Below are 22,676 nucleotides of genomic sequence, written 5' to 3'. Positions count from 1 at the left end.
ACAGCCACTTACAATGGTTGCACACCCGACGGTAGGTGCCCGTCTTCATGCGTTCTAATTTGCTGCGCGGCAGTGTTTGCCCGCAACGCGTACAAGTTATTTCCATTAAACATTAAACATTAAAGATTAAAACAGCGTTGGTTCTTTGGTTTGATCCAGCCAGCAGTGAGGACTGATGTCGAGGATGTTGTACTGGTTCACCTCGCCCATAAGGTGGATGGTCTGCACCATGCCATGACGATAGTTCTGGGGATCGAACGACACATGACAGGTGCCTTTATGTCCCATGGCATCGTCGCGTACCTTATCCACGATGATCTTCAGCAGATGATAGCCGTTGCGCGCACACTGCTTGTCGTCGTTCACCAGCACCAGTCCGTAGTCGGCACGGTTACGGAATTCGGCCGACCCACTGGCATTGTAAAGCGAATCAATTTGCTCGCCCTTCTGCGGTTTCGACGGATGCACCACCACAAAGATGAGCAGTCCTGTGCGATGGGCAAACAGCTCTATCTCGGCCAGCACGTCGCCAATCTTCATCGTGTCGCTCTTAGCTCCCTCGGGCAACTGTATGTAGTTAAACGGATCGAGCAGCAACTGCTGTATGCCATAGCGATGCTGCAGCTGTTCGGCACGGTGCAGCAGCTTGTGGATGGTGCGACCCGATGTCTCGGTGATAAAAAACACGTTACTGCACAGCCAGTCCAGAATTCTGTCGGCCATGCGCTCAGGTATCAGCGGCTTGCGATAGTCAACCCCACGCTCGGTCTGCACCAGTTCTTTACGGAACTTACGCCCCGCGATGGTAGTGGCCATACGCTCAATGTGGCGCTCGGGTGGAAACATCTCGGGCGAATAGAGCGCCGCCTTCCAACCATGCTGCAGTGCCAGGTTCAGCACCAGGTCGTCGGCAAAGGTCGATTTTCCTGTGTTGGGTTCGCCCACGATAATCACCGTGCGCCCCGGCTCAAACTGCACGTGGTCGTCGAACTCACCCCACCCTACTGTTTTGCCTGGTGCGATGCCGTGCTCCCAAATATACTTGGTGCGTTCGCGATAGTCGTCGATGGTCTCCACCCCCACTATCGGGCACAGCTGTGCGTGGTTGATACACTGCAGCACCGCATCCACACCATGTTCCATCAGCATCTCGTTGGCATCCTTGGCCGCATCATCGCCCACGCGCCACTCTACGATGCGGCAGCGTGCCTCGCCGAAGTATAGGGCCAGTTTTTGGCGCAGCTCCACACCGGGTTCGTCCATGTCGCCAGCCAGATAAAAGGTACGAATGCCATCCAGATGACTGTAGCGAAAGCGGTCGAACGTCCGTACATCACTCTCGGCGCCGTTCGACACCGATATCACGTTGTCGAACCCGCACTCCATCAGTGCCAGCGCATCCATCATCCCCTCGGTAACAATCAGCGTGTCCTGACCGATGGCGGCATCAATGTTCCAAGGTATCAGCTCGCAGTCGCTCTCAACAGCAAAGTCCTTGCTGGTGGTTTTATACTGGATGTTTACCACCTTGCTGCCCTCGCGATAGGTAAAGGCCAGGCACGAACGCTCAATGCCATCGAACGTTCGGGTGGCCGAGCGCACACCTGCCTTTGCGGCTGTCTGTGGTTGTATTTTCCGGTCCAGCAGATAGTTGATACCGATACCGTCGATAGGCCTCAGTTTACTGGTATCAGGCAGTTTGAATTTCTTTTTCTGGTAGCCACGTTTCTTGTTATAGTCGGGCACCTTACTGCTGATCACGAACTTAAAGCCGCAGTTGTAGCACTTGCCCAGTCCGGTCATGGTGTCGAGCCTTACGCAGTGCTCATCCTGGTGCTTACGGGTGTCGCTACAGTCGGGACATTTGCAGCGCACAATCGTCATGCCCGGTGCCTTCAGGTCGGGCTTGCCGTCGTTGTCCTTTGGGGCACCCTTCACATCCAACTTGTCGATGGGCACAATATAGTAGCCCGTGCTGGTTTGTTCCCACTGTTTTTGGGGTTTAAAGCTGTCGTTTTGCATTGTCTTGAATTCTTGTTTGTTCATCTTCGGTTAGTACTTCCCAGGCCGTCTTCATCATAAAGTCGGCGGGCTTCATCTCTTTGTGGCGCTGGCGTTCGGCCTCGGCATCTATCTGCGCTGGCGGCACCCACCTGTCGGCCACCAGGCTCCACACCATGTACACATCGCGCTGCGGCGGTGCCCACCAAGGCACAGGTTCGCCATGGCCGCCCTGTCGCAGGCCCTCGCGCGTCATCACCTCGTAGGCCGAAGGTCCGATCATATCGGGAACCTTCGTGCCTTTTTCTTTTTTTTCTTTTTCTATATCTATTTCTACATCTTCGCCTGCGTACCTATTATTACGCGCATGTGAGTGTGGCGATTTAGTTTCGGTTTCGTCGGCATTTTCTTCCGATTTTGTTGCGGTTTTAAATCGGTTTCCGTTGATCTCAAACAATCCGAAATCCTCAATAATATGGCGCACATTCTTACGGGTAGTTTTGGCTTGGGCAGCAAAGGCACTGAGCTGTCCATTGGTGAACATCCCTTCGTAATCATCACACTGCGACAGGTGCAGCACTATCATCATGTACACGCCGAAGCCAACCGCACCCTGTTCGTTCACAAGATCGGTCATCTCAGGCTTCGACAGCATACTGCGATATAACTTTATAAAACCCTTATTCTTCATTGCTTTCTTTATTTTGCAATTATTACATTTTCAACACCTGTTTGCGGTTTTTACGGAAGTCAATTCGGCAGCTGATGTGCACCCACCAACTGTTGCCACGGTGCTCCAGGATGAGCTGGTCGAAGTCGGCATACTGCTCGGCATACTTCAGTAGCAGGCGTGCTGCCTGCTCATCCGTGGGGTGACCGAACGGACGGTGACTGCGGGGGATGGTGATGTCGGCAGCCTCACCCTTCAGGTGCTGCGACGTGGGCACACCGCCCACCATCTGGTTGAGCAGCTGGCAGCGGTAACCGCTGTTCACCTTGATGGGCAGTCCCAACTGGCAGCGCACGGGCTCCAGACAGCGCTCGCAAAGGTTCTGCATCGCTGTGATGTGCTGCTTCAGTGGAATGTTAGGAATCTTTTTAGCTTCGGCTGTTGCTGAGTAGCACATCTCGCCGAGCGTAAAGTGTTCTGATAGACGCATGGTTGCATCAAAAATAGTTTTCATCATTTTGTTAATACAATTGATTAATATTTATTCGAAAGTAAAGAAATCCCAAGAAGGGCGCCACCCCTGAAGGTGACGCCCTATCGTAATAATCTGTTTGCCAGTGGTTGTTGATTCATACTTTTACAGTTTTAAGTGAATTATATTGGTTCCTATAACCACCTGCAAAGGTAATGCTTTTTTCAGGCTATTCCAATAGTAAAAGGAAGAAACCAGTCCTATATTAGGACAAGTTTCTTCCCATCAGAGTGCATTAGCAACAGTGCTTACATATACTTATATATCGAACGATATATCGATTCGGCACTGGCATGCAGATTAGAGTGTTCAGCCATATAGCGGCTCAACTCTCTGTGCGACACAATCAGCAGATGACGGTTAACCATGTTAGCCAGTTTCTGATACACCTTGCACGGACGAAACTTGGGGGAGCTGAAATCAAAATCAAATCTACTCACCTTAAGCACATCAACATCCGATTGGCAATCAATCAGAAAGTTGCACAAGTACTTGATATCATTCTTTAGCTGATCATGACATCCATCATGAAAAAGCACCGACAGCGGTGTGTCGGCAGAAATATTTAATTTCTTCATAATCTATTTAATCATCATTAATTTAGAGTTAAACGCCAAATGATTAATAGATTAGACGTTGGCCAAAGATGTATTGGGTGAGTTTTCCAATCGTGCGCCCATAGCCAGGAAAGCAGCCCAACAAATTGATCCTGGGCTTAGATAATTAGTTGTTGTGTTAGCTACTTCGGACATTCCGGAATGCAAAAGTACCCAAAATATTTGGAACTTTAAATACTTATTCGTATATTTGCAAGCAAACAATCTGATTATTAATATACAATGACATTGAAAAGCATCATTTTAGCAATAGGTATGGGCTGTTGCGGGACGGCGACGGCGCAAGGGGGCCTGACTACTTTCGTGAAGAAAGTGGGCACGATGATCGACTCGATGTCGGTGAGAGGCCTCGACCGTAGCTATATTGATGCTTCTGAGAAACCATGGCAACTGATAGCCAAGGGCAATGTGAGTCAGACGATTGTGAGTATGAACGCCGATGGAAACATATTAGGCGTGGACTACAGTGCCCGACCCTATCTTAAAACGCAGCCCTCACAGTACGTAGGTTTCTGGGCGGGCTACCGAGGCTATGGCATCGGCTACACCGTGAACGTGGGCGGCGATAAAGGTAGCAACCTGGTGTTTGGTGCCACTGGAGGCGCCTACGGCGTGAACGTGCGCATACACTCGTTCGACAACAGCAACCCCAGCATCAACCTGAACAGCGAACTGCTGAGCGAGGAAGAACAGAAAACCTGGGACGACGTACAACTGATAGACCCTATACACGTGCGAACCGTGATTGCCGATGGCTACTATATGTTCAACGGCAAGAAATTCTCGTATGCAGCGGCCTACGACCAGTCGGTGATACAGAAACGTTCGGCTGGATCGCTCATGGCCGGACTGATGTACAACTATACGCGTATCGACTATGCCACCGACCTGAATGGCGACCTGGTGTACCTGATGCACGGACTGGGCAAAGTAAAGCTGTGGCAGGGCAGCGCTGGCGTGGGCTATGCCTACAACTGGGTGCCAGCACGCGGACTGCTGGTTAACGTGATGCTGATGCCCATGGTGACATTCGTGAACAAACTGAAGGTGTTTGCCTACGCCACCAACGTGCCCGAACTGATGACCGACGACAGATTCTGGAGCGAAGACATCAGCAACGAGGAATGGGACGAGTGGTTCTATAGCCATGTGCACATCACACCCATGGGCGACAAAACCATCAACAGCGGTATCAGTCTGGGATTCGACACACGCATGTCGGTCACCTACAACTTCGGACGCTACTTTATCAGTGCCTACGGACAGTTTAACAACATACGCTATCGCCACCAAAGCACTCATGGCTATCTGAACGACTGGTTTATCAACACCGCCATCGGCATAAGATTATAACCGATGATCGTTTGTACTATTTTGCTGATTGTTAGTATTATAGAACGACTTTGCGAAAAATAATTTTGTATTTCGCGCGATTTGCACTATCTTTGCAAAAAAATAACTATAAACAGCAAACAATGAAACTTAAAACGATGATTGTAGCAGCGATAGGCTGCCTGCTAACTGCCAACTTGAATGCACAGAGCGTACGCGAAACCATCCGACTTGACAAGGGATGGCGATTTGCACTGGGAAACGCTGCCGACCCTCAAAAGGACTTCGGTTGCGGCACGGAGTATTTTAACTATCTGACAAAGGCCAACTCGATACACAACGAGGGACCGTACGCGCAGAAATTTGTGGAGGACAACCGTTGGCACGAGGTGCAGTTGCCGCACGACTGGGTGACCACACTGCCCTATGCGGCCGAAGCCAGTCACTCGCACGGCTATAAGACGGTGGGCTACAAATACCCTGAAACCAGCGTGGGATGGTATCGCAAAACCATCCACATACCCAACGAGGATCTGGGCAAGCGACTGATGCTGCGCTTCGACGGCATCTTCCGCAATGCCCGTGTATGGTTCAACGGCTTTTATATGGGCATCGAACCCAGCGGTTACGCCACACAGACCTACGACATCACACCCTATATCAAATACGGCGACGACAACCTGATATGCGTGCGCGCCGATGCCACCCTGGAGGAGGGGTGGTTTTACGAGGGCGCCGGCATCTATCGCGACGTGTGGTTGGAGAAAGCGGCACAGGTCAGCGTGGCACCTTTCGGTACGTTTGTGTACGCCGAACTGCAGCAGCCTTACAACGAGGCTGTGGTACATGTAAAGACAGAGGTGACCAACAGCAGCTTGAAAACCCAGCTATATGAGGTTGAGCAGCGAATACTGGATGCCGAAGGCAGAGAGGTGGCACACGTCAGCGGATTCACGTACCCTATACTCGCCAAAGAAACGCGAACAACCGATCATCGGATAAAGATTTCTAATCCGCACCTGTGGAGCACCACCGAACCCTATCTGTATAAGGTGGAGACCACGGTAAAGGTAGATGGTAAGGTAACGGATGTGTACGAAACAACAACAGGTTTGCGTGATATACAGTTTACAGCCGACCGTGGTTTCTTGCTGAACGGCCAGCCCCTGAAGCTGAAGGGCGTGAACCTGCATCAGGACCATGCGGGTGTAGGCGCTGCCATTCCCGATGCCTTGCAGGCATGGCGCATTAAGCAGCTGAAGGCCTTTGGCTGCAATGCCTATCGCGCATCGCACAACCCCATGACGCCAGCACTGCTGGACATCTGCGACCGCGAGGGCATCTTAGTCATCGACGAGAACCGACTGATGGGCATCAACGACGAGCATCTGCGACTGCTGGAGCGGATGATTAAGCGCGACCGTAATCACCCCAGCATTATCCTGTGGAGCGACGGCAACGAGGAATGGGGCTTGGAAAACAACATACAGGGCACACGACTGGCCGAAGCCATGCGCGAATACACCAGACTGTACGACCCTACACGCCCCAGTACGGTGGCTAATGCTGGCGGTACCGAGCTGATAAAGGGACTGGACGTGAAGGGATTTAACTACATTATCCAGAACGATGTGGATAACCGTAAGAAGGCCAACCCCGACTGGAAGATTGTGGGCACCGAAGAGACAACGGGCTGCGGCACACGCGGCATCTACTTTAACAACCCCGACTGCAAGGGGCGCATGGTGAGTATGAACCGTACCATGGAACAGAACTACGAGAACATCATTGAGCGCGGCTGGAAGTTCTACGACGAGCGACCATGGGCTGCAGGACTGTTCTACTGGACGGGCTTTGACTATCGCGGCGAGCCCAATCCCCTGTCCTATCCTGCGCACGACTCGGAATTCGGTATCCTGGACTACTGCGGATTCTGGAAAGACGAGGCTTACTATCTGAAAGCCTGGTGGACGGATGAGCCTACGCTGCACCTGCTGCCACACTGGAACCTGCAGGGTCACGAGGGCGAGGAGATAGAACTGTGGGCCTACAGCAACTGCGACGAGGTAGAACTGATAGTGAACGGAAAGAAACTGGGCCGACAGGCGATGCCGAAGAACGGGCACCTGAAGTGGAAAGCCACCTACCAGCCAGGTAAGGTGGTGGCCATAGGCTACAAGAACGGCAAGCGCACACTGACACAGACCATAGAGACCACCAAGCCTGCCTATAAGACAGTGCTGAAGACCGACCGACAGACGATTACGGCCGACGGACAGGACCTGGCAGTGGTGACCATCGAGGTGCAGGACAAGAAAGGGCGCGTAGTGCCTGATGCCTGTCCGATGTTGAGCCTGCGATTAGAGGGTGATGCCCGCATATTAGGTGTGGGCAACGGCGACCCGATGTATGCAGGCATCGACCATCCCAAGGAGCTGAACTGTAAGACATTCAGCGTGCCAGCCTTTAACGGCAGGGCACAGGTGCTGGTGCAGAGCACCACACAAAAAACAACCGCCACCCTGACATGTGAGAGTGGCGGCCTAAAGAACGGAGTAGTTATTATTGTAACGAAATAAGCAATTGGTGCAGGCGGGTATCGCTGTCGAGTTCGGGGTGGAATGCCGTGGCAATCTGGTTACCCTGACGAGCGGCAACGATATGGCCATCTACTTCGGCTATCGGCTGACAATCGGCCGACAGCACCTCTTCGATATACGGTGCACGGATAAAGGTCATAGGCACGTCGTCGCCAATGCCTTCGACAGTGCCTGTGGTGTGGAAACTGCCTAACTGGCGACCGTAGGCGTTGCGACGCACACGGATGTCCATAGTGCCCAGATAACCCTGTGAGAGCAGAATCATGCCAGCACAGGTGCCTAGCACAGGCATGCCATCGGCAATGGCCTGGCGGATGGGTTCGAAAAGCCCCAACTCCTTGAGCAGGCGCAGCTGCACGGTGCTTTCGCCACCAGGCAGGATGAGGAGCCTACCCCCATCAAGCCTACCCCTAACCCCTCCCAAAAGGGAGGGGGATGCTGAGGAGACAAACTTTTGCCAATCCTTTAATTGGCGAATCTCCACCGTTTCAACGCCTAGGCGTTGCAGCACCTGCTCGTGCTCTATAAATGCCCCTTGCAGGGCCAACACTGCTGCTTTCATTTCACTATTCACTCTTCACTATTCACTTACCTCTCTCGGCCATTAAGAGCTGGATCTCCTGCTCGTTGATACCTACCATAGCCTCGCCAAGATCCTCGGAGAGCTGGGCCAGCAGCTTGGCATCCTGCCAGTTGGTTACGGCCTGTACGATGGCGGCAGCACGCTTGCGGGGGTTGCCACTCTTAAAGATACCGCTACCTACAAACACACCCTCGGCACCAAGTTGCATCATGAGCGCAGCATCGGCAGGGGTAGCCACACCACCAGCAGCAAAGTTAACCACAGGCAGCTTGCCATTATCGTGTACGTAGCGTACCAGCTCGTAAGGGGCCTGCAACTGCTTGGCTGCCTCGTAAAGCTCATCCTCGCTCATAGATACCAATCGGCGGATCTCGCTCTGCATCAGGCGCATGTGACTCACAGCCTGTACTACATCGCCGGTACCTGGTTCGCCCTTAGTACGAATCATGGTAGCGCCCTCGGCAATACGGCGCAGGGCCTCGCCAAGGTTCTTGGCACCACACACAAAGGGCACATCGAACTTGGTCTTATCGATATGATAGATGTTATCGGCTGGGCTGAGCACCTCGCTCTCGTCGATATAATCAATCTCGATGGCCTGCAAGATCTGAGCCTCGGCAATATGACCGATACGGCACTTGGCCATCACGGGAATAGTTACAGCCTCCTGGATGCCACGAATCATCTTAGGGTCGCTCATACGGCTAACACCTCCTGCTGCACGGATGTCGGCAGGAATACGTTCGAGGGCCATTACAGCGCAGGCACCAGCCTCTTCGGCTATCTTGGCCTGCTCGGGAGTAGTCACGTCCATTATAACACCACCCTTCAGCATCTGAGCTAACTGGCGGTTTAACGCTTGTCTTTCGTTTGTCATTTTGTATTTATTGTTTATGTTGAAATTCGGTGGGCGAAACACCTTTGCGCTTTTTGAAGAAACGCGACAGGTGGGCCTGCGACGAGAAGCCCAGACACAGGGCTACGTCCTTGAGTGGCTTGTTGGTTGTGGTGATAAGCTTGACAATCTCGGCAGTGATACGCTCGTCGATGATGGCCTTGGGCGAACGACCGGCAATCTGACGGGTTACCTGTGCCAGATAGCGCGCACTAACATTGAGCTGTTCGGCATAGAAAGCCACATCGGCATAGCGGTTGTAGTAATGCTCAACAGCATCCAGGAACTGATTGTAAAGCTCCTCGCTACGGGTGTTACCATCGGCATAAACGGCAGGCAGCTGCTTGAGATAGGTTTGCGCATGCAGCAGAGCATCGCTCACCTTCTCGTCGAGACTGAGATAATAGGCCAATGCCGATCCCAACTGGTTGGCAAGACCATGGCGACGGGGACCGCCAGGCAGATCGGATGGCGCCAGAACCACGGTACACAGCGGTATGAGCAGGCGCTGGATGGCCTCGTAAACACGGGGCAGAACCAGTTGTTCGCCCTTGGTAGATGTGAGCACGGGGGCATAGATAATGTGCTTGGGCTGATAGCGCTTGAGCACATCGGCCAGCATCTCGACCACATCGATACGGCGCACCAGACCAATCTTGATGACTTGCGGCTGGAGGTCGTTGATGATAGCCTCGACCTGTTGACGAACCACTGAGGCAGGCAGATCGTGGAACTCCTGGATACCCAGGGTGTTCTGCACGGTAATCGACGTGATAGCCGATGCTGCAGCACCGCCTAACGCACTGATGAGCTGGATGTCGGCCTGAACACCAGAACCACCTGTACCGTCGCTACCTGTTATCGTGAGTATCGTATTCATGGGTGCAAAGGAAACAAAAAACACTGAATTATCCAAAATTTATTCGCACATTGATAAAAAAAACTGCAATTTGGAAAAAAATTGCAGTTCTTTTTAGTGTTTATCGGCGCCATCCACCACGACCACGGTTGTCGCGGCCGCCCCACTTCTTGTCGTAACGGCCCTCGGTGTCGATCTTGCCACCGAACATATTCAGGCGGTAACGCACATGCAGCATGGCGTAAGAGTTAACGCTGTTGAAGCGGGTATCGCTACGACCAGTGGCGTTTACCCATCGCTCGTAGTTGCTCTGCTGCCCCAACAGATCGTAGAAGTTAAGGGCCACGATGAGCGACTTATTCTTGAGGAACGGCTTGGATACCTGACCATTCCATATCAGCTCGTTGGTGTTCATCGAGGCATCGTTATAGCCACGACGACTGCGCTCGTGCAGGTTCATGCTCAACTCGAAGTCGAGCGGCAGGCGCACCAGGAACTGTCCACCGTAGTTAAACTGCCAGGTATCGAGGTTGGCTGTGGGCTGCAGCTCGTTGCGGGTGTGCTGGTAGTTGAGCTGGCCATCGAGCGACACCTCGACCCAATCGTTACGGTAGCCCATGGTGATGCGCTCGTTCAGGTTAGTGGTACGGGTGGTGTTCTTGGCGGCATCGGCCTTATCCTGTGCCACATAGCTTACCAGATTGTTATAGCGCACACGGGTATCGGTACCTACATTCCAATGGGCAGTACTGTCGAGCGCCGTATTAAAGGTAAAGCCGGCATTAACGTTCCAGTTGCCGTTGATATTCTCGGGACGGGTGATGCTACCACCTGTTTCGGGGTTGTAACGCACCAGGTTTGAGATGGAGTTGCGGATGTGGCGGTAGTTGGCATAAACCACGATACTACGCTTGTAACGCACAATATAGTTGTTGTAATAACCATTGAGCGAACTGGTGAACTGAGGCTTCAGACCAGGGTTACCCATGGTGACGTAAAGCGGATTAGAGTCGTCGGTGATATCGAGCAGCTGGGTCATCTCAGGCTGACGGGTATCGCCACGGTAGTGCAGCCACAGGTTGCTCTGATCGCTGAACTTATAGTGGAAATCGAATGTTGGCGTAAGGTTGGTTACATTACGCACGGTATCTACATACACACCACGGTAGTTCTGGATAAAGTTAGAGTGCTGGGGCTGAACCAGGAAACCGATGTTGTAATCGTACTTCTCGACACGGTGGCGCAGGTTCAGGCGCACGTTGTGGGTATAGTTCTTATACTCGGAATAGCGGCTCAGGTCGCGCTCCAGGTAATCGTCGAGTTTATCGTACACACTGTGCAGCCAGGGATCCCAGGTGCGGTACTCGGGGGTGATGCCCTCGAAGATGTTCGTAGACATGTGACTGAAGTCGTAAGTCAGACGGTCGCTCTTATTCTGGTTATAGCGCAACTCGTAGCTGAGCTGCAGGTGGGCACCTTTCCACAGGGGCTCGCTGTAGGATGTACGCAGCACATAGCCCCAGTTATCGGCAGGCGTGGTGCTGTAACGGGCAGTATAGTAGGTAGAATCGTTACCATACAGATCCTGCTTGCGGAACAGCAGCACCTCGTTATCGGATACGCTCTGGTTCTCGCTGTTGCCGGCACTACCCTCAACACGCAGAATGATGTTACGACCGCGAGGATTCAAGCGGCGATACAGCTGCAGCATGGCCCAGGCATTCTTGTTCTCGCCATACGTCAGGTTGGCATTCAAGTTCTGGTTAATGGCATAGGGCTTGAGCACCGAGAGCTGGTTGAGCGGGTCGGTGGCATACAGATAAGGGTCGGCATCGTAGGTGGCAGCCATCGACTGGGTAGTGCCATCGCTGGTGCCATAGCTACCGTTGGCACGTACCAGGATGTTAGTAAGACTGTCGGGCTTCCACTCAAAGCGCAGGTTACCCCACCAGTTATCGCTACGGGTATAGTTGGCCGTAAGGGTGTTAGAGAAGGTGCTGCCTTCGCTGTAAAAATCCTCCTTGGCATTCTCGGTCTGGTTGTCGCCACCACGGTGGTTCCAACGCACGCTGGCATCAATCTTGAGCTTATCGTTATCATCAAAGTTGAAGTTGGTGCCTAACATCTTGCGCGAGTTCAAGCCACGACGGTTCCACCAGCCGGCATTCTCCTCCTTATTATTAAAGTTACCCAACAGCACAAAGCGTGTTTTATCGGTAAAGCTGCTCCCCATACCACGCGAGGCATAGCGATGCTTGGTGCCGCCACCCAAGTCGAGGTTGGTCATGTAGCCGCGGTTCATACCTTTCTTAATAGAGAAGTCGAGCACGGTTTCCTTCTCGCCATCCTCGATACCAGTGATACGCGACTCATCGCTCTGCTGATCGTAGAACTTCATGTTCTGGATGATGCTCACGGGGATATTCTTGAGTGCCGTCTCGACATCGCCCAGCATAAACTCCTTACCATCCAGCAGAATCTTCTTAACCTGCTTACCGTTGATGGTGATGTTGCCATCCTCATCTACCTCGGCACCAGGAATACGCTTGATAAGCTCCTCGATAGGCGAGCCCTCGGGAGTACGGTAGGCCTCAGGGTTATACAGGATGGTATCCTTTTTAACGATGACTTGTGCGGCACGACCGGTGATAACAGCCTCCTGCAGCATGATACTCTCGGTCTCCATGAGCAGGTTGCCCAAATCCTGATTAGCGTTACGACGCAGCGTTATCTCGCGTTCGATGGTCTGGTAGCCTACCGACGAGATTTTAATGCGATAGGTGCCACTGGATGGGGCGGTAAGATAAAAATTACCGCGCTCGTTACTAACGGTGCCGCCTACAAAAGTGCTGTCGGAGGCGGCAAACAACTGGATGGTAGCCTGTACCATCGGTTCCTTCAGCTCGGCATCGCGCACCTGTCCGCGGATAGTAAGCTTTCTGTCCTCGGGGTCGGGCTGCGCCGCAGCTGTAAAGGTTACAAATAATAAAGTTAAAACTAAAAAAGACCTAATTAAATTGTACATATTACTAATTAAATTTTATGTTGGTTGTCATCGGGTACTGTCGCGCAACTCCAGTCGGGCTTTTACGATGACATGCTGCACACAGGTGTCGCCATCCATCTGGTCGTGCAGCAGTTTAAAGGCCTTTACGGCTATCTCTTTTTGATTCTGCTTAACAAACGATACACGAGGGGTTAATACCTCCGAAATCCAATCGCTCATATAACCCACAACTGAGATATCATTGGGAACATTCATCCCACGAGCCTCGATGGCCTTCATTGACGAAAGGGTCAGCAAACCATGACTGGCAACAATGGCATCAGGACGGTCGTGCATATCAAGCAACTCGGTAGTATTCGAGAAACCAGAACTGAAGCTTAGAAAATCACACTTTACCAACTCCTTGCGGATAGGTATTCCACGTTCGCGCAGAGCCTCAAGATAGCCATGCTTGCGATCGGCCGTCTGCTTCAGGCGGTTAGGACCACCCAGGAAAGCAATACGCTTGGCACCACCGTCAATCAACCTGCAAGTAACTTCACGAGCTGATTCAACATCGTTGATAACTACCGACGAGATATCGATATCAGCATCTCTATCAAACAGCACCACAGGCATGTGAATCCTACGGAGATGCTGAATATGCGAGAAGTCGGTGGTTTCCTGAGCCAGGCAAATGATAATACCCTCGACATGCATATTCACCAGCAAGTCGATACAATTCTTTTCGTTCTCGTACTTGTCGTCGGAGTCGGTGATGATGCACATGTAGCCCACTTTGCGGGCCTCGGCCTCGATACGCTTCACGATTTGGGCATAATGGTTAAACGATACATCGGGCACCACAATACCAATGGTACGGGTGGTATCGTAACGTAAGCTTACAGCAAACGGGTTGGGACGGTAGCCCTGCTCCTTGGCAAGACTAAGAATTTTCTGACGTAATTCCTGACTAACGCCTTCGAGACCTCGCAAAGCACGAGATACGGTAGAGACGTTGACACCCAATAAGTTAGCGATTTCTCGCTGCGAAATTCTTTTCATCTAAGTCGTTGTATAATGTTAGTCAGCACAAAAATACATATTTTTGCGTAAATAATAGGCACAACACATCAAAAAAAATTGCGCAACGCGTTGCTTTCCCCAGTTAGATGGGTCACCGACTTTCACAAGCCGGTGACCTTATCTAACTAATTAAATTTAATGATATGTGCAACAAGACAACCCTATTGTGATACCATCAAATGACCTATTATATGAATATTTGTGTTGTTTTGGTATTGCAAATATGAACATTTTTTGCTAAAAATGCAAGCGCATATACGCAAAAAAGTACCGCAACGCGTTGCGGTACTTTTGATGATATCGGTATATAATTTTACGGATTATCCAACCTTCAGGCACATCATAGTGAGGTCGTCGTTAGGATCGGCACCCTGACGGTGCTCCTCTACCTGACGCTTCAAGCTCTCAACCACCTGCATGGCGTTAGCAAACTCGGTATGACGGAGAACATCCAGCATGTGATCATCGCCAAAGCGAACCAGATCGGGGTTCTCGGCCTCGTTCAAACCATCGGTATAGATGAAGAGAGGCTTACCCTTGATGCTATCGATATACTCACCCTCGAACTCGAGGCCCTGCCACAAACCGATAGGTGCATTTGGAACCATCTTCAGGAAGTTACCACCATCAGCATCGCCGCCCAGTACGGGAGGATTATGACCTGCGTTACAGAAGTCGAGACGACCGCTATTCAGGTCGATCAAACCAATGAACATGGTGATGAACATACCGTTCTCGTTATTCTCGGTCAACTCGTTGTTGATGCGGGTACAAATATCAGCAGGCGTGTAGTGCTGCTTAGCCATGGCACGGAACAGGCGGATAACCTGAGCCATGAACAGTGAGGCAGGCACACCCTTACCAGATACGTCGCCGATAGCAATGTAAAGGTGATCCTTCTCAAGGAAGTAGTCGTAAAGGTCACCACCAACCTCCTTGGCAGGCGTCATCGATGCAAACAGATCCAAGCCCTCGCTCTCAAGGTTAGAGGCCGGAATCATCGACATCTGGATATCGCGCGCAATACGCAACTCACTCTCGATACGCTCACGGGCCGAAGTAGCCTCCTCAAGCTGATCGTAGGCATCCTGCAACAGCTTAAAGGCCTTACGCTTGTTAAGTGTATAGAAGCCCAGGAAGCCTGTGAGCAGCAGGATTCCAATACCGAAGCTGATCATACGCTGACGGGCAATATCATGTCCACGCTTCTCAAGCTCCCACTGACTGCGAGCCAGTTCTTCTTCCTTCTGATGGGTTTCGTAGATGGTTGCCATCTCGGCTGTATCATCACGCTTTGACCATACAAGGGCCGAATCGTATGCGTTTACAATCTGATTGGCTACGTAAATAGCCGAATCCTTACGGCCAGCACCGATATTGGCACGATACTTAGGAATGAGATACATCGAGATATTATCAAGATTCATCTTCATGCCACGGACATCAACCCAGTGATCGAGCGTACGGAAGTTCTTAGCAGCCTCCTCGAAACGATGAGCCTTCATCAGATAGTCGTTAGCATCCAACTTTCCCTGCTCGGTAGCTGCATAATCAGTTTTCTGGAAGGCAGCAAAGCTGGCATCTGCCTCGGCACGATGACCGAACTCATAGGCAGTCAAAGCGTTGAACAAACGGATACGAGCGCGATAGTGGTCGCAAACCTCAGAGTCGGCATCCGGACGCAAGCGATACACATACAGCAGAGAGTCGGTACGGTCGTTCCACTTCTTACCCTCCTTATAGTGCTGGGTGTTCAGACAGGCCACGGTAATATTGTTAATACCGGTAATGGCCGAACGGATACGTGAACCGTTGGTATCTTTCTTCGAGATAGATTTCATATACTGCTCGAAGGATTTCTCGTAACTCTCAGAAGCATCCTCGACGTGACCAAGATACATCTGGGCCGAACCGATTACATAATAGAGGACAGCCAAATCGCCCGACTGTGCCTTGGGAAGTCCTGCCAGTTTCTGTACGGCAGGTGTTGCCACACGCAGGGTTGCTTCGTAATCGTTCTTAACCGAAAGCATCTGCGACAATATGCGAGCCGAACGGCTATAATAGAGCACATCCTTTTCCTGTAACTCCTCTACTTCCAAGGCTTTCTTGAAGTATGCCTCAGAGGCTGCTTTTTTCTTCATGCTGCGCAAAGCAGTACCACGCCAATAATTTGCCTTTACAGGACTGATGTCGCCTGTCTTTTCCAAACTGTCGGCCAAAGCAAACTTACGTTCATAATCCTTTGCTTCCTCAACAGCTACAATCATACTGTCTATGGCACTTACCTTCAGCGAATCCTTAGCCGACTTACTGTTTCCCTTCCATGAGCGCGAATTGCCGCCACACGACATCAGGATTGCAGCAGTAAGGATTAAGGTAATTCTAAATTGCCATTTTTTAAAATCTCTCATATATTAATAATTAGTCCATTGTTTTTATTTCACATATTCAGCAAAGTCAGTCAGTTTCATGTCGCCCTTACGAGCCAGTGTGTCGTGCATGGCAAATGCAGCAGTGAGGCAATGACGGGTCTGTCCCATCTTAGCAATCTTCAGGTAATCCCACAACAGCTGCTTATAGTCGGGATGTGCGCAGTTCTCGATAATACACTCTGCACGCTGGGCAGGGCTCTTACCACGCAAGTCGGCCACACCCTGCTCGGTTACGATGATATTAACATCGTGCTCCGAAGAGTCCTGGTGACTAACGAATGGCACGATAGAACTGATGACACCACCCTTAGCAATCGAAGGACAGGTGAAGATAGAGAGGTAGGCATTGCGGATAAAGTCGCCGCTACCACCAATACCGTTCATCATCTTCACACCACTGATGTGGGTAGAGTTTACGTTACCATAAAGGTCGGCCTCGATAGCCGTATTAATAGCAATCACACCTAATCTACGGATAAGCTCAGGCGAGTTACTGATCTCGCTCTGACGCAGTGTCAGGTGCTGCTTCATGTAGTCCATATTGTCGTAAACCTGCATCAGGCAATCGTTAGATACAGTGAGCGAGCAAGCCGATGCATCTTTTACACGTCCGTTCAGCATCATCTCGATAACCGAGTTCTGAATCACCTCGGTATAGATATTGAAGTTAGGCACGTGCTTGTCCTCACCGAGTGCACCAAGAATAGCGTTGGCTGTTGAACCTACACCACTCTGCAATGGCAGGAACTCCTGAGGGATACGACCTTTGTGCATCTCCTCCACCAGGAACTCGGCAGTCAGGAAACCAATCTTTTCGGTTACAGGATCGCTATCCTTAAAGGCACGGGCCTCGTCGGGAATGTTGCACTCTACAACTCCTACCACCTTGTCCTTAGGAATGCTTACATAGGGCTTACCAATACGGTCGCCTACGTGCTCAATGGGGATAGCCTTGCGGTAAGGAGGATCAAGTGGCTCATACACGTCGTGAATAAACTTGGCGTTGGGATTGTGGAACGAGTTGAGCTCGAGAATAACCTTCTTAGCCAAACGGGCTGCTGTGGGCGAGATACCACCTGCAGCAGTGAGATACACGTGATAGTCGTTGCCAACCTCTTCGATGTCGCACACCTCGAGGATAGCCCAATCCACATCGCCATAGAAACCGTAACGCAGCTCCTGTGCCATATGACTCAGGTGCAGGTCGTTATAGGGAATCTCACCCAAATTAACATGCTTACGGAAATCGGGATTAGTGGTATAAGGGGCACGATACTTAATGGCCTGCGCATTTGCCAAGTCGCCATCGGTACTCTGACCAGTAGAAGCACCGGTAAAGATACCTACCTTAAACTCGCGACCAGCCTCATGCTCAGCTACAGCAATTTTAGCCAACTCTTTTGTTGTTGCCTTGGCTACACCTGCGGGTGTAAAACCACTCATGGCGATGTTCTCGCCATTCTTAATCAATGCTGCAGCCTCGGCAGCTGTGATACGTGTATATGCCATATGATAGATTAAATTTGCAAATGTGCGTGCAAAATTACTACTTTTTAGCGAAACGACCAAAAAAAACCCCGAACTTTTAACCATTATAAGTACTCCATCAGCACATCCCACACGGCAATGATGTGACAAATGCTACCAGCAAGCACAAAAAAGTGGAAAACGGAGTGCATATACTTGGTCTTATTCAAAGAATAAAAAACGGCACCAGTGATGTAGCTCACACCCTCGGCAATAATCCATACAACAGCCGCGGTTGATACCGAATCGATCAGAGGTTTGAAGGCCACCAGAACACTCAGTCCCATACCGACGAAACAGAACGTTTCGACGTTGGAATGCTCTTTTAGACGGATAAAGCTGATAATGGTTCCTGCAATAGCACAAGCCCACACAAAGCAGAAAAGGCTCCATCCCCAATAACCTTGTTCGCGCAGGGCCACCAACGTTAAAGGCGAGTACGAGCCAGCTATATGCCAGTAGATGGCAGCATGGTCCCATTTGCGTAATCGTTCCTTCCATTTTGAGTGGTGTTTGATGGAGTGATAGATGGTAGAAGCTGCATACGAGCCCAGCATACCAAACAGGTAAAGAATCACGCCAATTCGGGCCCAGTTATTATCGGCCTGGAAGCACCATATCAGGAAAATAATACCAAACACCACACCCAACAGAACACCTCCACCGTGCGATGCCGCATTCCATATCTCCTCCTTCTTGGTATACCTAATCATAACGAATCTATTTAATTAAAATCTTTTGTAGAGTTTTTGACATTTTCTTATTTAATCAACAGTCCGTCCACATCCTCATCAACAATGGCAGGACGGAAATCATCGGCCGCTAACTTCAGCTGCACATTTTGGAGCGTTATACCATCGATATGACGAAGATAGAAGCCCCATGACGGGAGTTCGCCAAACATGGTAAACTCCGGATATTTCTGTATCTGTTCGGGTACATCGCCTTTACGCCAAAGAGGAATATAGGCCATACCTTTGGTGGCCCGACCAGGATAAAGGATGCTGACATTCTGAAGCAGAACATCCTGGATTTTATTGCCAGGGATACCGCAGATGCTACTGGGGAAGGGATTGTGAAAGAAATCCACTTCAGGGCCTCGCAAGTCGTAAGCCTCATCAGGACGACCGAAAGGTACCTCACACTTAAAATCGCGAATGGTAACATGCTTAAGCGAGCCTTTACGCTGACCTGCACGCTGTCCTAAACGCATAAATACAGGATTGCCGGTGTTCCGTGCATCAACACGCTCCACAAGGATGCTATCTATCTGAGCACCATCAACACTCTCGATAGCAATGGCTGAACGGAACGTATCGCGAACCTTGATATCGTGGATATACACCTGACGGAATCCACCCCACGAGGCAGTACCGAACTTGATGGCCGAAGCACTGCTACGGATATCCAAACGAGCCAGCTCTATATCACGACACTCGCTCTGGGTGTGATACGACTTCAAGCAAACGCCATCATCGGCCGAGTTGATACGGCAATCGGCTACCAGTACATGCTGGCAATCCGTAAAGTCGATACCATCATTATTCCAATAAGCACGGTTCTCGATAGTCAGGTTGGTAAGCTTCAGGTGCTGACATAAATCGAACGACAAGCCCCAGTTGGCACTACTTTTCAATGTCACGTCATTGACCTCAATATTCTTACAGCGGTAAAAGAAAAAGAGTTTGGGACGCGCCAGTTCGCTGGGACGTTGGCGACGCTGGTTGTAATGTGCATCAACCCGTTCGCCTGTATGGTGCAGACTATCGATATTCAGGGCCAACTGCAGGCCCTGCCCATCAATCACACCCTTTCCGCAAATAGAAACGTGTTCAGCTCCATCTGCCATCAACAAGGCCATCGAGGCATTATCACCCCGTTGGTCGTCGGTATCTTCAACAGCCATCGACTGATAGTGGTAAGGATTGGTGCTACCAAGCAACACAGCACCCTCATCAAACTGCAGTGTAATGCCTGAACGCAGCATCAAGCCACCTGTAAGATAGTGTCCTGGCGCCAGCAACAATGTGCCACCACCTTTCTTAGCCAAACGATCGATGGCTTGTTGCAACTGGTTGGTACACAGCGACTGGCCTGTAGTATCTACCTGCAAATCGCGGGTACTTATCGTTGTTTTCACCTTAGCAGAGCAAGACAAAACAGTCAACAACAGCAACAGAAAAAACGCAAAACACTTTCTCATGGCTGCAAAGGTAATCATTTTCCTGAAAAACTACTAACTTTTTGGCACAAAAAAAGGGAATCCGAAGATTCCCTTGCCTTAGGACTTGGTACCCAGACCCGGGATCGAACCGGGATGGATTGCTCCACTGGTGTTTGAGACCAGCGCGTCTACCGATTCCGCCATCTGGGCTTAACAGTCTTTGCTGCTTAATCTCCTAAAGCGGGTGCAAAGATACGACTTTTATTTGAATTACCAAAAGAAAATGAAAAAAAACTTGGATTTTCTTGTTTGTTTCGCAAAATATTTGTATGTTTGCAGGTAGAATATAATGCTAAAATCCTAATGATGGAAATAAATAATAATAAAAATTACTGCGTGATTCTGGCAGGGGGTCGCGGTCAGCGATTGTGGCCCGTTAGCCGAGAGCAGTACCCTAAACAGTTTTTGGACCTTTTTGGCACTGGCCGCACTTTGTTACAAACGACTTACGACCGTTTTGCCCGATTGTTACCCAAAGATAATATATTAATATGTACATGCGCGGGATATCTGGAACTGGTGAAAGAACAACTACCTGAGGTTGACACAAAGAACATCATCGTAGAGCCTATTCATCGCAACACAGCCCCCAGTGTAGCTTGGGCTGCCATGCGTATTCACCACCACACACCAGATGCCAATATCATCGTATCGCCCAGCGATCAGCTGATATTGAACGAGTCATCATTTGAACACAGCATGGAGGTAGGCATCAGTTACGTTACCAGAAACAACGTGCTGCTGGCTATGGGCGTTAAACCCACACGTGCCGAGCCAGGCTATGGTTACATACAGCTGGGCGACCTGAGCTGCAAGCCAGATGTGTTCGAGGTTAAATCATTCACCGAGAAGCCCGAACGCGAGTTTGCACGCATGTTTATGGAGAGCGGCGAGTTCTACTGGAACACAGGCATCTTCATTTCGAACGCCTACCACTTGCTCGACACGTTCGAGCATGTATTTCCCCCGGTACTGCGTGAGTTACGCTACGACAATCCGAACTACACAGAGGAAGAGGAAGCCAAGTTTGTGGCCGATAACTATCCACGCTATCCCAACCTATCACTCGACTACGCCATTCTGGAGCAGAGCAACAACAACGTGTATGTGATGAAATGCGACTTTGGTTGGGCCGACCTGGGTACCTGGCATGCCATCTACGAGGTGATGCACAAAGTACCCGACGACAACGTGGTGATGGACTCGGAGGTGATACTAGAGGACTGCAAGAACAACATCATCAAGCTACCTAAAGGAAAACTGGGCGTGTTCAACGGTCTGGAGGGATATATCGTAGCCGAAGAAGACGGAGTGCTACTCATCTGCAAGAAGAGCGACAACTCGTCGATGGTAAAGAAATATGTAAACGAGGTAAGGATTAAATACGGCGATGAGTTTGTGTAATCACACAAACTCACCACGTATTTTTTCGGCAATAGCCTTAAACTGATCTTCTGTAAGCTTCAGCTTTTCACGGCGGAAGTCAACATCGGCCTCACTCTGCATAGGGATGAGGTGGATATGTGCGTGGGGCACTTCGAGGCCCAGCACTACCTGTGCTACCTTTTTGCATGGGAAGGCCTTCTTGATGGCCAGAGCAACGCGCTTAGCAAACACCTGATAGCGAGCCAACTCGTCGTCGTCCATATCAAAGATGTAATCTACTTCGCGGCGGGGGATAACCAGTGTATGTCCCTCTACCAACGGATTAATATCAAGAAATGCGTAGAACTCCTCGTTCTCAGCGCACTTATAGCTGGGAATCTCGCCAGCTGCGATTTTGCTAAAGATATCCATGCCTTTCAATTTTCAATTATCAAATTTTCAATTAACCAACAGTGATCTTGTCGATACGCAGTTTGATAGTACCACGAGGAATCTTCACCTCAACCTCATCACCCACCTTATGGTTCAGCAAGCCCTGGGCAATAGGAGTCTGGATAGAGATCTTACCCTCACGCAGGTTAGCCTCGCTCTCGCTTACAATAGTGTAAGTCATCTTGGCCTTATTGGTCAGGTTAGTCATCTCTACTTTCGAGAGAATCTGTACAGAATCGGTGCTCAAACGGCTGGTATCTATCACCTTTGCTTCGGCGATAGTCATCTTCAGCTGATTGATCTTATCCTCAAGGTGAGCCTGTGCCTCCTTAGCGGCATCGTACTCAGAGTTCTCACTCAAATCGCCCTTTTCACGGGCCTCGGCAATAGCGGCTGAGGCCTTTGGACGCTCAACACCTTCTAAACGCTGCAGTTCGGCTATCAGTTTATCGTAGCCTTCTTGTGACATGTATGCCATAACTATTCAATTTTTAAAGATTTTCTTAATTAC

At 50.4% G+C, this 22,676-nt stretch carries 18 protein-coding genes and 1 tRNA gene; 3 read left to right on the top strand and 16 right to left on the bottom strand.

Going from position 1 to position 22,676, the window contains the following annotated elements; genetic code table 11:
* Positions 1-126: 126 nt before the first annotated feature.
* The 4 genes from PRU_RS14235 to PRU_RS14220 form a co-directional block, all read right to left on the bottom strand.
* Positions 127-2,046 (bottom strand): bifunctional DNA primase/helicase, encoded by a 1,920-nt coding sequence (locus tag PRU_RS14235; RefSeq protein WP_074683851.1) that lies wholly within the window; start codon positions 2,044-2,046, stop codon positions 127-129.
* Positions 2,003-2,692 carry a Lin1244/Lin1753 domain-containing protein gene (locus PRU_RS14230; protein ID WP_013064608.1) on the bottom strand — a complete coding sequence of 230 codons (690 nt, stop codon included), beginning with the start codon at positions 2,690-2,692 and terminating at the stop codon, positions 2,003-2,005. Before PRU_RS14230 ends, PRU_RS14235 begins: the two co-directional genes overlap by 44 nt.
* A 22-nt stretch (positions 2,693-2,714) precedes the next feature.
* Complete coding sequence (locus tag PRU_RS14225) at positions 2,715-3,188, bottom strand: D-Ala-D-Ala carboxypeptidase family metallohydrolase (protein WP_049769190.1); 474 nt, start codon at positions 3,186-3,188, stop codon at positions 2,715-2,717.
* 263 nt (positions 3,189-3,451) lie between these two features.
* On the bottom strand, positions 3,452-3,781 hold the full coding sequence (locus tag PRU_RS14220) for a hypothetical protein (protein ID WP_041386368.1): 330 nt from the start codon (positions 3,779-3,781) through the stop codon (positions 3,452-3,454).
* Positions 3,782-4,042: 261 nt separating this feature from the next.
* Between PRU_RS14220 and PRU_RS14215 the strand changes: the two genes are divergently transcribed.
* Together PRU_RS14215 and galA are read left to right on the top strand one after the other, a co-directional pair.
* Positions 4,043-5,173 carry a DUF4421 family protein gene (locus PRU_RS14215; RefSeq protein ID WP_080517215.1) on the top strand — a complete coding sequence of 377 codons (1,131 nt, stop codon included), beginning with the start codon at positions 4,043-4,045 and terminating at the stop codon, positions 5,171-5,173.
* 122 nt (positions 5,174-5,295) lie between these two features.
* Entirely contained in the window at positions 5,296-7,731 is a 2,436-nt protein-coding gene (gene galA, locus PRU_RS14210) for a beta-galactosidase GalA (protein ID WP_041386366.1), read from the top strand.
* Here galA and pdxT read toward each other — a convergent pair.
* The 10 genes from pdxT to PRU_RS14160 all read right to left on the bottom strand — a co-directional run bounded on the left by pdxT (position 7,715) and on the right by PRU_RS14160 (position 20,497).
* Positions 7,715-8,314: a pyridoxal 5'-phosphate synthase glutaminase subunit PdxT gene (gene pdxT / locus PRU_RS14205; RefSeq protein ID WP_013064779.1), complete on the bottom strand. Its 600-nt coding sequence runs from the start codon at positions 8,312-8,314 to the stop codon at positions 7,715-7,717. The two genes, galA and pdxT, sit on opposite strands and share 17 nt — an antisense overlap.
* A gap of 22 nt (positions 8,315-8,336) precedes the next feature.
* Positions 8,337-9,212, bottom strand: coding sequence for a pyridoxal 5'-phosphate synthase lyase subunit PdxS (gene pdxS, locus PRU_RS14200; RefSeq protein WP_013065551.1), 876 nt, complete (start codon positions 9,210-9,212; stop codon positions 8,337-8,339).
* A 7-nt stretch (positions 9,213-9,219) separates the two neighbouring features.
* On the bottom strand, positions 9,220-10,110 hold the full coding sequence (locus PRU_RS14195) for a bifunctional hydroxymethylpyrimidine kinase/phosphomethylpyrimidine kinase (RefSeq protein ID WP_013065545.1): 891 nt from the start codon (positions 10,108-10,110) through the stop codon (positions 9,220-9,222).
* Between the two features lie 100 nt (positions 10,111-10,210).
* The gene (locus PRU_RS14190; RefSeq protein ID WP_013063117.1) at positions 10,211-13,114 is read right to left on the bottom strand and encodes a TonB-dependent receptor; all 2,904 of its coding nucleotides are present in this window, start codon (positions 13,112-13,114) and stop codon (positions 10,211-10,213) included.
* A gap of 27 nt (positions 13,115-13,141) precedes the next feature.
* Positions 13,142-14,140, bottom strand: a complete 999-nt coding sequence (locus PRU_RS14185) for a LacI family DNA-binding transcriptional regulator (protein ID WP_013064016.1) — start codon at positions 14,138-14,140, stop codon at positions 13,142-13,144.
* 341 nt (positions 14,141-14,481) lie between these two features.
* Complete coding sequence (locus PRU_RS15490; RefSeq protein ID WP_013065692.1) at positions 14,482-16,575, bottom strand: PP2C family protein-serine/threonine phosphatase; 2,094 nt, start codon at positions 16,573-16,575, stop codon at positions 14,482-14,484.
* Between the two features lie 24 nt (positions 16,576-16,599).
* Positions 16,600-18,105 carry a succinate CoA transferase gene (locus PRU_RS14175; RefSeq protein WP_013065192.1) on the bottom strand — a complete coding sequence of 502 codons (1,506 nt, stop codon included), beginning with the start codon at positions 18,103-18,105 and terminating at the stop codon, positions 16,600-16,602.
* Positions 18,106-18,188: 83 nt separating this feature from the next.
* Entirely contained in the window at positions 18,189-18,836 is a 648-nt protein-coding gene (gene trhA / locus PRU_RS14170) for a PAQR family membrane homeostasis protein TrhA (protein ID WP_013065398.1), read from the bottom strand.
* Positions 18,837-18,883: 47 nt separating this feature from the next.
* Positions 18,884-20,263 (bottom strand): glycoside hydrolase family 28 protein, encoded by a 1,380-nt coding sequence (locus tag PRU_RS14165; RefSeq protein ID WP_224082998.1) that lies wholly within the window; start codon positions 20,261-20,263, stop codon positions 18,884-18,886.
* Positions 20,264-20,412: 149 nt separating this feature from the next.
* Positions 20,413-20,497 (bottom strand) — tRNA-Leu (locus tag PRU_RS14160).
* 156 nt (positions 20,498-20,653) lie between these two features.
* On the opposite strand from PRU_RS14160, the gene PRU_RS14155 reads away from it, so the two are divergent.
* The gene (locus PRU_RS14155; RefSeq protein WP_013063060.1) at positions 20,654-21,751 is read left to right on the top strand and encodes a mannose-1-phosphate guanylyltransferase; all 1,098 of its coding nucleotides are present in this window, start codon (positions 20,654-20,656) and stop codon (positions 21,749-21,751) included.
* Here PRU_RS14155 and PRU_RS14150 read toward each other — a convergent pair whose 3' ends face one another.
* A complete protein-coding gene (locus PRU_RS14150; RefSeq protein ID WP_013064248.1) occupies positions 21,752-22,144 on the bottom strand; it encodes an HIT family protein in 393 nt (130 codons plus the stop codon).
* A gap of 31 nt (positions 22,145-22,175) precedes the next feature.
* The gene (greA, locus tag PRU_RS14145) at positions 22,176-22,643 is read right to left on the bottom strand and encodes a transcription elongation factor GreA (RefSeq protein ID WP_013064600.1); all 468 of its coding nucleotides are present in this window, start codon (positions 22,641-22,643) and stop codon (positions 22,176-22,178) included.
* Positions 22,644-22,676 lie beyond the last annotated feature (33 nt).

It is taken from the genome of Xylanibacter ruminicola 23 (assembly GCF_000025925.1).
Taxonomy (GTDB): Bacteria; Bacteroidota; Bacteroidia; order Bacteroidales; family Bacteroidaceae; genus Prevotella; species Prevotella ruminicola.
This window is presented reverse-complemented; position numbering and strand designations above follow the sequence as displayed.